The 14,636-nt window shown below is 58.5% G+C and carries 14 protein-coding genes; 6 read left to right on the top strand and 8 right to left on the bottom strand.

All coding sequences use genetic code 11. The features are described 5' to 3' along the window. Positions 1-53: 53 nt before the first annotated feature. Positions 54-686, bottom strand: a complete 633-nt coding sequence (locus RRF56_RS23035) for an L-threonylcarbamoyladenylate synthase (RefSeq protein ID WP_317035489.1) — start codon at positions 684-686, stop codon at positions 54-56. Positions 687-822: 136 nt separating this feature from the next. On the opposite strand from RRF56_RS23035, the gene RRF56_RS23040 reads away from it, so the two are divergent. Further along, positions 823-1,233 carry a tetratricopeptide repeat protein gene (locus tag RRF56_RS23040; RefSeq protein WP_317035490.1) on the top strand — a complete coding sequence of 137 codons (411 nt, stop codon included), beginning with the start codon at positions 823-825 and terminating at the stop codon, positions 1,231-1,233. A 130-nt stretch (positions 1,234-1,363) separates the two neighbouring features. Beyond that, complete coding sequence (locus RRF56_RS23045; RefSeq protein WP_317035491.1) at positions 1,364-1,789, top strand: biopolymer transporter ExbD; 426 nt, start codon at positions 1,364-1,366, stop codon at positions 1,787-1,789. A gap of 319 nt (positions 1,790-2,108) precedes the next feature. Here the strand turns inward: RRF56_RS23045 and pstA are convergent, their stop codons facing one another. Continuing rightward, positions 2,109-3,089 carry a phosphate ABC transporter permease PstA gene (pstA, locus tag RRF56_RS23050; protein WP_317035492.1) on the bottom strand — a complete coding sequence of 327 codons (981 nt, stop codon included), beginning with the start codon at positions 3,087-3,089 and terminating at the stop codon, positions 2,109-2,111. Next, entirely contained in the window at positions 3,089-4,234 is a 1,146-nt protein-coding gene (gene pstC, locus RRF56_RS23055) for a phosphate ABC transporter permease subunit PstC (protein ID WP_317035493.1), read from the bottom strand. Before pstC ends, pstA begins: the two co-directional genes overlap by 1 nt. Before the next feature lie 492 nt (positions 4,235-4,726). On the opposite strand from pstC, the gene RRF56_RS23060 reads away from it, so the two are divergent. The 3 genes from RRF56_RS23060 (at position 4,727) to RRF56_RS23070 (ending at position 7,766) form a co-directional block, all read left to right on the top strand. Continuing rightward, the gene (locus RRF56_RS23060; protein ID WP_317035494.1) at positions 4,727-5,647 is read left to right on the top strand and encodes a PstS family phosphate ABC transporter substrate-binding protein; all 921 of its coding nucleotides are present in this window, start codon (positions 4,727-4,729) and stop codon (positions 5,645-5,647) included. A gap of 118 nt (positions 5,648-5,765) precedes the next feature. Further along, entirely contained in the window at positions 5,766-6,668 is a 903-nt protein-coding gene (locus tag RRF56_RS23065; RefSeq protein WP_317035495.1) for a hypothetical protein, read from the top strand. A 162-nt stretch (positions 6,669-6,830) separates the two neighbouring features. Continuing rightward, entirely contained in the window at positions 6,831-7,766 is a 936-nt protein-coding gene (locus RRF56_RS23070) for a hypothetical protein (RefSeq protein ID WP_317035496.1), read from the top strand. Here the strand turns inward: RRF56_RS23070 and map are convergent. The 5 genes from map to RRF56_RS23095 all read right to left on the bottom strand — a co-directional run bounded on the left by map (position 7,739) and on the right by RRF56_RS23095 (position 13,736). After that, the gene (gene map / locus RRF56_RS23075; protein WP_317035497.1) at positions 7,739-8,593 is read right to left on the bottom strand and encodes a type I methionyl aminopeptidase; all 855 of its coding nucleotides are present in this window, start codon (positions 8,591-8,593) and stop codon (positions 7,739-7,741) included. The genes RRF56_RS23070 and map overlap by 28 nt on opposite strands. Before the next feature lie 67 nt (positions 8,594-8,660). Next, complete coding sequence (locus RRF56_RS23080; RefSeq protein WP_317035498.1) at positions 8,661-9,569, bottom strand: cation diffusion facilitator family transporter; 909 nt, start codon at positions 9,567-9,569, stop codon at positions 8,661-8,663. A 155-nt stretch (positions 9,570-9,724) separates the two neighbouring features. Continuing rightward, on the bottom strand, positions 9,725-9,961 hold the full coding sequence (gene rpmB, locus RRF56_RS23085) for a 50S ribosomal protein L28 (protein ID WP_317035499.1): 237 nt from the start codon (positions 9,959-9,961) through the stop codon (positions 9,725-9,727). Between the two features lie 183 nt (positions 9,962-10,144). After that, on the bottom strand, positions 10,145-10,675 hold the full coding sequence (locus RRF56_RS23090; protein ID WP_410510508.1) for a Crp/Fnr family transcriptional regulator: 531 nt from the start codon (positions 10,673-10,675) through the stop codon (positions 10,145-10,147). 58 nt (positions 10,676-10,733) lie between these two features. Next, complete coding sequence (locus tag RRF56_RS23095) at positions 10,734-13,736, bottom strand: MFS transporter (protein WP_317035501.1); 3,003 nt, start codon at positions 13,734-13,736, stop codon at positions 10,734-10,736. Between the two features lie 378 nt (positions 13,737-14,114). Between RRF56_RS23095 and ilvN the strand changes: the two genes are divergently transcribed. Next, on the top strand, positions 14,115-14,636 hold the full coding sequence (gene ilvN / locus RRF56_RS23100; RefSeq protein WP_317038374.1) for an acetolactate synthase small subunit: 522 nt from the start codon (positions 14,115-14,117) through the stop codon (positions 14,634-14,636).

Below are 14,636 nucleotides of genomic sequence, written 5' to 3' on the forward strand. Positions count from 1 at the left end.
GCAGAAGGGAAGGGTCGGTGAGGGAGTAGGTGGAGAGTAGGATGGGCAGGCCGTTAGGGGGAAGGGAGGGAGATTGGACCCGATCGCAGTAGGGTCCAGCCAGGGTTTTGCCACTGGGCAACGGTGGAGGGTTGCCCGGAGCCCTGGGGCTGATCGGCGGCGGGCGGCTCAAGGTCACGCGAGCGATAGAAGTCTGCCTCAGCAGCGGGTGAGAGGGTAAACACCTGGGGAAAGTGGGTGGCAATGGCGGCCATGGTTTCTAAAGGGGGGGTGCCAGAACGGTTGGCGCTGGTGGTGGCTAGGGGGCCAGTGTGGCGCAGCAGGTGCAGGGCGAGGGGATGGTTGGGGACCCGCACCCCTACGGTACCTGTATGTTGCGGATTGATCGCCGGGGGCAAGTCGTCGCGGGCCGGCAGCACCAGGGTGAGGGCACCGGGCCAGTACTGAGTGGCGATCGCGCTCCACTCGGCCCACTCGGCCTCGCTACCCTGGATGTAAGGGCGCAGACTGGCTAAGCTGGCAGCCATCAGAATGAGCGGTTTGTCGGAGCTGCGCTCTTTGGCGGCATAGATGCGATCGCCCGCCTCTGGCTGGGCCGCCAAGGCCGGTACCGTATCGGTCGGAAAGCTGACCAGTTCTCCTCTCTGTACCGCTGCCACCCATTCTGCCCAAGCTACCTGAGGCATAGCCCCCCCCAAAAAACTAACTCTTTCATCTTCTCAAATTGGGCTGTAAATCCGTACCCTTTGCGGGTAGCACCCCCCCTCAGCGATGGCTCCCTCTGTGGCCACAATGTAAACTGTTGCCCTAGCGATCGCCCCAATGCCTCCAATTGATGACTCGCCCCTTGGCGCTAACTCCCCGAGCGCCGCCGACCTCACGGCCCAGGGCTGTGACCTCTGCCAGCAGGCTCAGTTTCAGCCTGCCCTGGCCGCTTTTGACCAGGCGATCGCCCTAGACGACACCTACTGTACTGCCTGGAACAACCGCGCCAATGCCCTCTGTGGCCTCAACCGCCAGGCCGAAGCCCTAGCCGCCTACGACAAAGCCGTGGCCCTCAACCCCCAGTACCACCAGGCCTGGTTTAACCGAGGCAAGCTGCTGGCCGAAATCGGTGCCTACGGTAACGCGGTAGAGTCCTATAATCGGGCGATCGCTCTCCAAGCCGATCCGGTCTATCTCCACTCGCGCGCCGATATTTGGATCAAAAAGCAGCTAATTGCCACCGCATAGCCTTAGCACGGTCTCTTTTCTCCCCAGGTTTAACCGTTCTATAGTAGTGTCATCCTCAAGCGTTCCATGACATTGCAGAATGATAGCGTTGAGGCTATCTAGCTACCTCAGTCTTCTCTCCTGGGTTTTTATGCGCTCTCGCCGCCGCCGCCACCTAGACTCGCAGATTCCTGAAGTTAACCTCGTCCCCATGATGGACGTGCTGATGACGGTATTGACCTTTTTCATCATTATTTCGATGGGGCTGACCGGGCAGCAGTTGCTCAATGTGCGCCTACCCCAGTCGGTACCCGGTGACGGTGCTGTAGAAGAACCGCAAATGGTACAGGTTGACGCCCTGGTGGTCGGCCTCGACCGAGACGGCAATCTGGTGCTAGAAAACAAGCCCATTGCCTTTAGCCAGCTCAGTCAGCAAGTGCGCACCTACTTTGCCCAAAACCCCAACGGCAAGCTGGTGCTCAAGGCCGATCGCGAGCTGGCCTACAGTGAAGTCGCTGGTCTGCTGACCGAGCTGCGGGCGATCGGCGGCAACCGCGTCTCCCTAGCAGTAGAGTAATCGTCAGAATCCATGGGTTAGGTGCTTTCCCCAAAGACCTCTAGGTTTTAGGAGCAATTTTTGGGGTGGGATGGGCCTTTGGCCCGCCTTGCCATCAGCATGACTAATCCAGGCTAATACCAAATCCGAGTCAGACAACCCCGATTCATAATCCAGGAACCCCGTAGGGGCGTAGCATGCTACGCCCCTACTACAAATCGGGGGTATTCGTTCAGGATTCAGTATAAGATTCATTTTTCCATAACATGCTCCCGACATTCACGCTTTGCGTAGAGTGCGGGCTTCTCCAGCCTTTCGGCCTTCGCGTTTATACTAAAACTCAACCTTTCTGCCTGAAACGGTGTCGTAAAACAATCGCCACGCTGTTCATCAGCACCAGCACCGCCATCAGCACAATGATGGCAGCGGCGGCGTTTTCGTGAAAGGCCTTCTGAGGGCGGCTGACCCAGTTGAAAATCTGAATTGGCAGCACCGTAAACGGGCTCTGCACCACATTTACCGGGCAGCGGACCAGGTCTAGGGGGTTAACGAAGGGGAACCCCTCGGTGCAGCCGGGGGTAAAGGGCACAAAAGTAAGCGCCCCGATCGCAATCAGCGGTGCGGTCTCGCCGATCGCCCGCGACAGGGCCAAAATCACCCCGGTGAGTATGCCTGGCAGGGCGGCTGGCAACACGTGATCCCACACCACTTGCCAGCGGCTGCCGCCCATGGCCAGTCCCGCCAGGCGCACCCCCTCGGGCACGGCTCGCAGCGCTTCGCGGGTGGCGACAATAATAATGGGCAGCACCAGCAGGGCCAGAGTCAGTGCCCCCGCCAGCACCGATCGCCCGCCGGTAATCGGCTCTAGCAGCCGTACAAAGGCCGCTAGCCCCAGCAGCCCGTAGATAATCGACGGCACCCCCGCCAGGTTGCTGATGTTGATCTCGATCAGGCGGGTCAACCCGCTATCGGTGGCAAATTCTTCTAGATACAGCCCTGCCCCCACCCCCACGGGGAAAGCTACCAGAGCCACGATGATCATTACCCAAAAGGTGCCCGCCAGCGCCCCGACAATGCCCGCATTCTCGGGTTTGCGGGAGGGAAAGCTGGTGAGAAACGGCCAGTCGAGCCGACCCCAGCCCTGGCTGAAAACATCGTACAAAAGCCAGCCCAGGACGGCGATCGCGATCGCCGTGGCCACCCAGGCGGCGACCTGAAATAGGCGATCGGTGGTGTGGCGTTGGGGCAAGTTGCCCGCAAACCCTTTCGATTCCACCACCACTGGGGGCGGGGTAATAAACTCAGACGGTGATGAGGCCATTAGTCGTACTTCTCCCGAAAGCGGCGCACAAACCAGTAGCTGACAATATTTAGGGCCAGGGTCATGCAAAACAGCGTCATGCCCACGGCAAAAATGGTCTTGTAGGGCAGGGTGCCGTGGGGCGTGTCGCCCAGGCTGACCTGCACAATGAAGGCGGTCATGGTCATCACCGGCACAAAGGGGTTGATGAAGTTGAAATTGCCGTCGATAAACTGCGGACTCTGCCCCGCCGCCAGACTGACGATCATGGTTTCGCCCACCGCCCGCGACACCGCCAACATAATCGACGCCACAATGCCCGACAACGCCGCCGGTAGGATCACCGCCTGAATGGTCTCGCGCTTGGTCGCCCCCATGGCAAAGGCACCCTGGCGCAGTTCTTCAGGCACGGCGCTGATGGCGTCTTCGCTCAGCGACGCCACCAGGGGCAAAATGCTCACCCCCAGCACCAGGCCCGCACTGAGGGCATTGAACCCCTGCAAGGTTGGAATCAACCCCTGCAAAAAGGGCGTCACCGCCAGCAGAGCAAAGTAGCCAAACACCACCGAGGGCACCCCCGACAGCAGTTCTAAAATCGGCTTGAGCACCTGGCGCACCCCAGGGGCCGCATATTCACTCAAAAAAATTGCGATCAGCAGCCCCAGGGGCACCGCCACCGCCATGGCGATGGTGCTGGTCAGCAGGGTGGCGCTGATCAACACAAAAATGCCGAATCCCCCGTCATTAAATAGCGGCGTCCAGCGGTTGTCGGTAAAGAACCGCCCCAAGGCGTAGAACACCCCCGCCGCCTGACTGGGGGGCGCAATGCCCAAGACCTCGGCCTGGTCAAACACTACCCTGGGGTCTGTCGCCTGAATCTGATCGCCCAGGGTTTGCAGTTCAGCTTCGGAGGCATTGGGCAGCAGGCTGGGCAGTTGCTCAACCCACAGGTCTTGGCGAAAGAAGGGGTCAGTGAAAAAGGCAAAGGTCTCAACAATCAGCGTCAGCACAATGCCCACCGTGGTGACGATGGAGATGGCGGCAAAGACAAAACAAACGGCACGAACGATCGCCTCGACTCGACGGCTGCGATCGCGGTTGGGGCGCCACAGGTCATTTTTTCGAGATGGAGGCCCATCGACCGGAGATAAAGACTCGGCTGACATTGGGAAACCTTTCCCTAAAGCAGGGGGCAATAAAGATATATCTAGTACGCTAAACCGCGATCGCCCAATCTGCTTACCCAAATTTGACTTTTTTGTGGATTTTAGTGAGCCCTTAAAAAAGCGATCTCCAAGCTTTAACTTCAAATTAACTTTAGCTTAATCCTAGCTCTGGGTTCTCCCTAGGGAATAGTCTTAGGACTATTCCTAGTGCGATCAGAAAAGTAATTAATCCTACAAAAAATTCCTATAGCTTATAGGGGACAATTCTTATAGGAAATTAAGCTGAGTATTTCGATGGACTGATTGCTTGGTTTTTGCTCTTGTCAATACCGGCTTTTCTATGACGTCATAGAATTATTTAGGGTCAATTAACCTTCTCTTAAAGTGAAGTAAGCCAACGCTTATTATTGCCATCAATTGACCTTAGGCTTGGGGCTCTAGGCTTACGAATGGCGAATATTGATGTCCTTAAAGCGCCACGGAGAGTGTTGTATGTTGAGCCGACAGAAATTTAATCGCTATGCGCTAGCCGGGGTAATGACCGCCGTAGTTGCTGCTGGTATTGCCGCTCCCAGCGCCTTTTCCCAGAGTGGTTCGACCATTGTGGTCGATGGGTCTAGCACCGTTTTTCCCATCTCTGAAGTGATGGCCGAAGAATTTATGGCCCAAAGCCGTGGCACCCAGGTGACCGTGGGTGTATCCGGTACCGGGGGCGGCTTTCGCAAGTTTTGTAACGATGAGCTAGATGTAACGGGTGCCTCCCGCCCCATCAAGTCTGCTGAAGTAGAGGCTTGCAAGGCTGCTGGCGTGGAGTATATGGAAGTGCCCATCGCCTTCGATGCCCTCACCGTGGTGATCAACCCCCGCAACACCTGGGCTGCAAACCTGACAGTTGAGCAGCTCAAAAAGATCTGGGAACCCGCCGCCGAGGGCCGCATCACCCGCTGGAATCAGGTTGACCCCAGCTGGCCCAACCAACCTATCAACCTGTTTGGCCCCGGCACCGACTCTGGCACCTTCGACTACTTCACCGAAGTGATCGTGGGCGAAGCCGCTTCTAGCCGTGCCGACTTTACCGCCAGCGAAGACGACAACATTCTGGTGTTGGGTGTATCTCGCGATGTCAACGCCCTGGGCTACTTTGGCTACGCCTACTACGAAGAAAACCGCGACACCCTCAAGGCCGCGGCGGTCAACGGCGTGCTGCCCAGCGATGAAACTTTGCTGGATGGCACCTATGCGCCCCTCTCTCGGCCCATTTTCTTCTACGTGAAGAAGAGCAGCTTTGAGAACAAGCCCCAGGTGCGCGCCTTCGTTGAATTCATGCTCGAGAACGCTGGAGAGCTGGTGCCCGAGACTGGCTACGTGGCGCTGCCTCCTGAGCGCTACAGTGCCATTCGCGCCGGTCTGTAGGCCTCCCGCCTAGCGATCGCACCACCGCTCAAGCCCTTGGGAAGCCCGCTCATTCCTAGGGGCTTCGTGGTGCCTAATCCCAAATCTTATCTGTAAATCTCAGCTGCCAACTACACCCATGCCCCTGAGGGAATCTGTCAAACCACCGGTAATAGCCCAACCGCCCAGCCCGCCATTGCCTCCACCCCGCTGTCTCCGGAGAGCAGCCTGGCTGAAGCTGCTGCTGGCCCCGCTGCTGGGTCTATCGCTGGCGGCCCACGCGCTGCTGCTGTTAGCTCCGGTGCCAACGCGATCGCCCGCAGATGACGCCGCTGCTGAGGAAGAATTTGTCGATTTGCTCAGCATCAGCAGCCTGCCCGCCTCTGAACCGCCCCTAGAGCCTGAGTCTGAACAGCCCCCCGCAGCGCCTTCTGAGGTGATTCTGCCGCCCCCCGCCCAGGCCGTTGCCCCCACTGTGCCAACTCAGCCCATGGTGCCAGAGGCATTTCCCGATACGCCGCCTCCTGAGGCGGCCCCAGAGGGTGCGTTGCCACCGGCAGAGCCCACCTTTGACCCCTCGCCGCCGCCGCCGGTCATCGTCGAAGCAGAAGTCACGGAAATTTTTACCAGCCTGACTCGGGGCGCTGGCGATAGCGACTTTGACTCGACGGCGACCTCGTTTCCGGCGATCGCCTACCTGACCCGAGGCGGCATCAACACTTGGTCAGCCGCTGAGCAGAGCTGCTTTTTTGAGCAGATCAGCGATGCCGACTACCGGCTGCGCCCCAATGCGGTCTCGCTGCGCTATTTGACACGCAACGAGCAGCACATTAGAAACGAAGATGTCCCTCGCACCTTCCAGGCCGCCCAGTACCAGGTGAGCGATGTGCCAGGGGGCTTTTGCGATCGCACCCTGTTTCAGGTGTTGCGCAATGGGCAACCATTTCTGTTTGTGTCAGTGGTGGGCATTGGCGTCGGGGCTCCTGGGCAACAGGCCACCGGCCTGGTTATCATCTGGTCCAGTGACCCCAGAACAGGCTAGGCTCTGGGAATATTACCCTAGTGAGGGATGTTACCCCAAGCTACTCCATAGCACAGCTTGAACTCCAAAACTTAGATACAGGCCGAAACTCCGCCCCCTATGACCACCCCCTTTGCGTCTTCTAAACCATCTAGGCCCCTCTGGCAGATTCTATTAGCCCCCATGCTGTTGGCCTCTGTGGGCCTGCACGGCCTGGTGCTGATGCTGCCGGTAGGGGCCGATAGCGATGCGGTCATTCCGCCCCCCGACCCCGAGCAAGACAGCGTGGCGATCACCCGTGTGCCACCAGCCGGCACGGCCGAGGCGGCGGCTTCTGAGGCTCCAGCCGTAGCGATAGCACCGGTCGGGGTCGCCGCCGCCCCAGCCCAGCCCCAACCCACGATACCAAGCACACCGACGGCAAGACCAGCCCAGGCACCCCCTCGCCGAGCAGCGGGTGCGGCTCGGCCCACGGCCCAGGCAAACGGTGCGGCTCCGCCCAGGGCTTCGGCGACCAGCTCGCCCCCGACAAATTCTGCCACCCCCCCGGCTGAGCCTGTCAGGCCCTCAGATCAATCACCTACGCCATCTGCCAGTCAGCCCCTGTTTGAGGGCGACCTGGGAGAACGCCTGCGCACCTACGTTGCCGGGCTTAACCTATCTCCAGAGCGGGTTGAGCAGATGCGGGCCGCCATTCTCCAGCGGGTCACCTACACCCCTGAGGCCACCACCGCCATCGCCTACGAGCAAAACCTCAGCCAGTGGCAGCAGGCCATTCGCACCGAGACTGGGCTGAGCGACCTCACACCATCGCCAGCGCCTGAAGAACTATCGGTAACTTACTACCAGCGCGCCTGCCTGTCGGAGCCACCTGGACCTGTGCAGGCGGGAGTGCTGGTCAGCCCCAGCGGCAGCACCCGAAGCCAGCCCGTCGTGCTACGCAGCTCCGGCTACGGCGCCGTGGATGATCACGCCCTGCGGACCGTGGCCAGCCATCGATTTCCCAGCGCTAGCGGGGCCAAGGCTTACACCGTGACCGTAGAGACCGAGCTGGTGGGGCAGAGCGACTGCCTCACTGTTGATACCGTGGCTCAGGAAGCTAGCGCTACCGGCACTTGAGCGCGATCGCTCAGAATTTCATAGCCCGTCTCGCTGACCAGCACCGTGTGCTCAAACTGGGCCGATAGGCTGCGATCGACCGTCACCACCGTCCACTGATCCTTGAGGGTGCGGGTCTGCTTAGACCCGGCATTGAGAATTGGTTCGATCGCCAGAGTCATGCCCGGCAGCAGCTTCATGTTAGGTAGCTGCCGGGTACGAAAGTTAAACACCGAGGGTGCTTCGTGCAGATTGCGACCCACCCCGTGCCCTGTAAAGTCTTCGACCACCGTAAACCCGTAGCTGGCGACGCAGTCTTCGATCGCCCCGGCAATGTCCAATAGCGTATTCCCCGGCTTTACCTGGGCAATACCCGCGTAGAGGGCCGCCTCTGCCGCCGTCATCAGCTGTTGAGCCTGCTGGGACACTTCCCCCACCGCAATGGTGATGCAGGAATCACCGTGGAATCCGTCGTAGTAGGCCCCGGTATCGACCTTGAGCAGGTCGCCGTTACGAATCACCTGGCGCTTGCCGGGAATGCCGTGCACCACCTGATCGTTGATACAGGCACAGATCGAAGCGGGGAAGCCGTGGTAGCCCTTAAAGCTGGGCGTCGCTCCCATGTCGCGGATGCGCTTCTCCGCATGGGCATCGAGGTCGGCGGTAGTCATGCCCGGTTTGACCATCGCCTCAATTTCTTTCAGCACGGTAGCCACAATTCGAGCGGCCTGACGCATGATCTCCAGTTCAGCCTCGGTCTTAAGTTCTACCCCCCGCACTCGACGGCTGCGCTTGGGTAGGGTGGCCCCATCGGCCCGACCGGGAATTAACTTTGCCAAAAAGTTCATAGCTATGTGCTGCCTAGAGTGTCGGCCCTGGTATGCAGGCCCTTATCTAGTGTAAGCTGTTCGCTTTTTAATACGTAATTTCCTCTTCGGTATACTCTCTCGGCTCCACATGGATTGTGATCCGGGCGGGGCCATAGATGGCCTCCAGGTGATCTTCTACGGCTTCGGTGATCTGGTGGGCCTGGTTGACCGTTGGCGGTTCGACCACTAGGTGCATGTCGATGAAGACCTGCCGTCCCAACAGCCCCCGAGACGCAATGCTGTGGCAATTGACCACCCCGGGCACCTGCATCACTTGGCTGTGAATGGCTTCTGGGGCGATCGCCATCTCATCCACCAGCCAGGGCAGATTCTCTCGCAACACCTTCCAACCGCTCTTAAACACCAGCAGCGCCACCGGAAACGCCAGGGCTACATCTAGCCAAGTCAGGCCATACCACACCCCAATTAGGCCAGCGATCACCACAATGGTGGTCCAAATGTCGCTCATGGTGTGGTGGGCATCGGCGATCAGAATTTTGCTGTTAAGGGCCAATCCTACCCGGCGCTCGTAGAAAGCCACAAACATGTTGATGCCAAGCACCAGGAGCATAATCCACAGCGCGGCAGAGCCCATCGTGACAAGACTGCCCCCAGAAAAAATGCGCTCCACGGCACTTTTGAGAATTTCAAAGCAGGCGATACCCAAAAATGCGGCAATGCCCAAGGCGCCTACTGCCTCAAATTTGTGGTGGCCATAGGGATGATCGCGATCGGGCTGGGGATCGGCCAGGCGATTGGTGGCTAATCCCAGCACATTGTTGGCGCTATCGGTGACGCTGTGCAGGGCATCGGCCAACAGGCTCAGTGATCCAGTCATCCAGCCTACCGTGGCCTTGAGAACCACCACCGTTAGGTTGAGGGCCAGGGTAATCAGCAGCACCCGCTGCACCCGTTGACGGGTATCGATCGAGGGGCTTGGAGGACGGGCGACCATAGCAAACCAGCGGTGAGCGTTAAGTTCGTGACAAACGTGCAACGTCAAGCCAAAACTAAGGCCGTACCGGAACCCGGCACGGCCTTAGTTTGAGGAGTTGTGGCGGCGGGGCTGGCGCTACTGCGCCGCCGGAGCTAGCCGATCGCGGGCCTAAACTAGCACTTGTTCAGGTTGATACCGGCTTCTTTGGCCATGGCTTCTAAACCTTTGTGTTGAAGGGTTTTAATTGCCTTGGTCGACAGACGTAGCTTGACCCAACGCTTGCCCTGAGGCCACCAGACCCGCTTTTCTTGCAGGTTGGCCTCTTGCATGCGCTTGGTGCGACGGTGGGAGTGAGAGATGGAAAAGGCGTTGTTAGCCTTCTTTCCGGTGAGTTGACAATGACGGGCCATGGGTTATTCTCCGGCGATAATCAAACGGCACAATAGCGCAGTTCCAAATTGTAGCAGATGCTGCTTGACTCCAGGCGTGTTTAAGGGGCAATTTGTCGGGTTGGTCAGCATGTTGCCCGGTGCTCGGTTGGTTGGTAAAGGTCAGGTTATAGACCTCACCCCTGACATTGAATACCAGCCTGGTTAGCTGCCGGGGCGGGCCAGGGGTTCGGTGGGCGGAAAGGGCGTTGGTCGATACCACTGGGGTCGGATAGGCTGGGGCCGTGGGGTCTGAGCGAGCTGCTGCTTGACTTGGTTGAGGTCTTGGTTGAGTTCGCGAATGCGCCGTGAGAGTAATCGGATGACGTTGACGGCAATGCCGGGGGTTTCGTCGATGGCGTCGTAGAGCTGCTGTTGGGTAAGCACCAGGCAGTTGCAGGAGTCTAGGGTGGTAACTGAGGCCGATCGCGGTTCAGCATCAAACACTGACATTTCGCCAAAGCATTCCCCTGGTTTGAGCTGGGCCACCTCTTGGCCACCGATGTGAACGCTGACCCGCCCCGACACCACGATATACATCGATCGCCCCTCCTGACCTTCGGTAATGATGGTGTAGCTACTGTCGTAAAACACCTCATCCATGACCGAGGCCAGCCGCACCAAAAAATCGTCCCTTAGCTCTTTGAACATCGGAACATCGCGGACAAAAAGTAGACGTTGGACGCTGTTTAACATACAAAATAGTGGCAGGAACACAGGGCCAGAGGTGCCGACTAATCGAAGCAAACCCAGGCTATGCGGGGGGGCTCGGCTCCAAATTATAGGTGTTGATCAGCTGTTTAACCTGATCTAGCACCAGGCGATCAGCGTCTTTCCCCATCAGGGGTAGGAGCTCGCGTAGGGCCCGGGGGGAGGCCACCGCCAAGTAGGACAACACCGCTTCTCGCACAAAACCGGTAGGGTGCTGGAGCAAAGCCAGGGTGTGTTCGGCAGTGAGGTTCCAACGCTGCACGCGGGCCAGGTGAAAGCAGCAGGCAATGGCCCAATCTGACAAAAAATTGCGCAGATCGAGCAGCTGGCGTAGGCGATCGCGGGCCGGCAGCGGATCGTAGGGAATCAGCAGCGTAGACAGCGCCAGGCGCTTGAGTTTGTCGGTATCGGAGCGGCGATCGAGCAAAATTAAAATCGATCGCTTGTTGGCCACGTCGACCACCGTATCGAGAATTTCAATGCCCCGCGCCCACTGGGAGGCAGATCCGCTGAGGCTTACCTGGGCTGCCTGAATGGCCGTCGCTGGCGACACAAACCGCAGCAGCATAAACAGCCGCTCGGTAGCGTCGTTTTGCAGACCGTTAAGGGCCTCGCGCAGCAGGTCAGCCTCGGTACCCGATACCCGGTTGAGGGCAAGATCGACCTTGGCCGCCAGCATTTGACCGGCAAAGGCCAGCTCGGTGTTGAGCAGGTCTTCAATGCCGCTACGACCCAGCATGCGATCGATGGCTCCGTCGATCAGTGCCGAGCGCTTCACCCCCGACTCTTGGTAGAGGCTAAGCAAAATACGCAGAATGTGGCGGCGGGTGCTGCCCCAGGTGGTAATCAAATTCTGAATTAAAAACTCCAGTGCCGGCAGGGTGCCAATGTTGCCGATCACCTGCCAGGCCTGGTTGCGTAGGCTCTCGGGTCGATAGCTATCGAGGGCGAGTTCTTCCAGCATGGGTAGGGCCTCATTGCCCAAGCGGGTGAGGGCACCCATGGCTGCCTCACGGGTAGACTTGTACTGGAGCGCCCTCAGCAGTGAGGGGTAGTATTTTTTGTACTGAGTGGCGGCGATCGCCTCTAGCAGCGATCGCCGCACCCGCAACGACGGGTCTTGCAACAGATCGTCAATATAGATACTGAGCGATTCCATATAGTCGGCTTCGCCCAGGGCGCGGCAGCCCATCACTCGCTCACGCTCTTCGTCGTGCACCAGCATTTTACGCAGGGTGGCGGTAGCTTCGGCCCGCTCTTGCAGATTGCCCCGCCGCAGCATCAGCGATGCCGCCGTGCCCCGCACCACTGCATCGACCTCAGGATGCAGGTAGGGGCGCAGATCGTTGATGTTGAACCGGTCTTCAGCCAGCCACACGTAGCGTAGAGCCAGGGCTAAGATTTCGGGCGACTGGTTGGGCACCTGCAAGAGGTCTTGCACCTCGGCGGTGTGAGCCGGGTTGGGGTACTGCAACATGGCCTCTAGGCTCTGCCGCTGCAGGCTGGGGGGCAGATCAGCCAGGCGGGGGGCCAAAATCTCGCCGACGTTTTTAGGGTCGATGTGGCTGAGCAACTCAATGCACGATCGCTTGTTGGCATCTAGGCCCGGCTGCTCTAGCTGCTCAATAAACGCCTTTCTCAGCACCCGCAGGTTGGCATCAGAAAACGTCAGCAGGCCACGCTCGGCCCCGCGCACCAGCAGATTCAGGTAGCGCGATCGCAGCATCACCATAATGGCAAACCAGACCAGGGCCGCCACCACCGTACCCAGCAAAAAGAGCTGAGCCTGGACCAATACATCGGTCAGACCAACGCGGTTGCAAACGGCGATAGTGAGCAAAATGGCCACCCCTGTGCCCCCCATCGACAGCGGCTCGGCAATGCCGCCTACCCAAGACTGCACCGTGCTACGCACCTGGTCAGGAATGGGCTGAAACAAAATCGGTCGCGTGGTCGCCACCAGGGTGTAGCGCAGCCACTCATCAAAAAACTTCAGTACAATCAGGCCCACAAAAATCGCGGTTGCCCCCAGCCAGCCAGAATAGCTACCGGCTAAGGTGGCGATCCCCAGCAGCACGATTACCGTAGGCAGCACCAGCGCTACTTTAAATACTCCCTCCCGCTCAATCAGGCGGCTGGAGGTAAACCACTGGGTAAACAGCTCAATCAGCCCCAGCAGGCCGCTAAAAAATCCGAGAAAAGCCGCGATTGATTCAACGTCTAAGCTGGTTTCAAGCTGGTTAAAAAACTGAAACTCAATGGAGAACAGCAGCATTTGAGCCAGCACAAAGAACGAAAACAGCAGCACCACGTACTGCTGAATCGGTCCCTGGAGCCGCTGGCGCGACCTGAAGCTCTCGACTGACTCTGCATCTTCGGCCTGCCGGCGGGGCGAATCGGGGAAGGCATGGGCATAGTTGCGGCTGAGGTGGGACAAAATCACCGCTCCCACCACCATCACCACAAAGGACAGCAGCAAGACGTTTTGCAGCCCAATCAGCCTGAGCAGCAGATACACCGAGAAGCCGCTGATTACATCGGCTACCAGGTTGCCGCTGCTGATGATGGGATAGGCCCGCTTGATCTCGCGAATATTAAACAGCTGGTTGGCCGTCACCGATAGATTGAGGTCGTTGAGTCCGTAGATCGCCTCAATCCACAGCCGCATCGAAAACACCATAGGAGCAGCCAGCCAGGGCACGGCCAACCCCCAGCGAAACCCCAAAATTGGTGCCGCCATCAGCATGGCGATAATCACGATCACCCGGCGCAGCGGAAATAGCCGCTGTAACCAGGAATACACCACACTCAGCCCCAGCCCCACCCCAGCGCTGAAAATATAGATCCACGGTAAACTAGCTGCCCCATACTCGCCCAAAAATAGAGCAGCCGAACTCACCTCCAGCCACAAAATGCCCATGGAAGTGGCGGTGTAGAAGGCGAACATGAGCAGGGTGCGCTCTTCTTCACCGGGGCGTAGGTTAATGAGATCGAGAAATCGCCCCCGCAGGGTCTGAACGTCTTGAACTGGGCCAGATAAGCTCATGCAGGATGCTGTGACGGTAGCTGTGCCTCAAGGATACCCAATCTGAGGAATGTGGGCGGCGTTTGGGATAGGGGACCGCAGGGCTGTCGCAGATTTCAGGCGCGGTTGCCTAGACCATTACGTCGGGATTGGCCCTGGCGATTGACAGCCTCCAGAACTCTCCACTGAGTAATTCTCTTTTTCAATGAGATGAGATGAGAAGGCGACAATTTAGAAGGTACAGAGGAGGTTTGTAACGCGAGGCTTTCGAGATATCATAAAGGTTTGCTAGCTCACCGTTACCACGGGCCAGCTTCGGCGCTGGTGCCCTTTATCTTCCCAGGCTCTATGGTTAATCCTTCTACACTCTCCAGTTCGACTGTGGCTCCTCAGCAGGCGATAAAACACACCCTGTCGGTGCTGGTTGAAGACGAAGCCGGGGTGCTAAGTCGCATTGCTGGCCTCTTCGCCCGGCGCGGTTTTAATATTGAGAGCCTGGCGGTCGGGCCAGCCGAAACATCGGGCATTTCTCGCATCACCATGGTGGTGCCCGGCGACGATTCGGTGATTGAACAGCTCACTAAGCAGCTGTATAAGCTGATCAACGTGATCAAAGTCAATGACCTGACCGATACCCCCTGCGTCGAGCGGGAGCTAATGCTGCTCAAGGTGAATGCCACCACCACCAATCGCTCAGAAGTGATTGAGTTTGCTCAAATTTTTAGGGCAAGGGTGGTCGATGTGTCGGAAGATTCGCTCACCCTCGAAGTGGTGGGTGACCCCGGCAAAATGGTGGCGATTGTGCAGGTGCTGAACCGGTTTGGCATTCGCGAAATTGCCCGCACTGGCAAGATTGCCCTACCCCGCGAGTCGGGGGTCAACACCGAATATCTCAAGTCTTTAGAACGCAAGTTTCAGTAG

The sequence above is a fragment of the Nodosilinea sp. E11 genome (genome assembly GCF_032813545.1).
Classification (GTDB): Bacteria; Cyanobacteriota; Cyanobacteriia; order Phormidesmidales; family Phormidesmidaceae; genus Nodosilinea.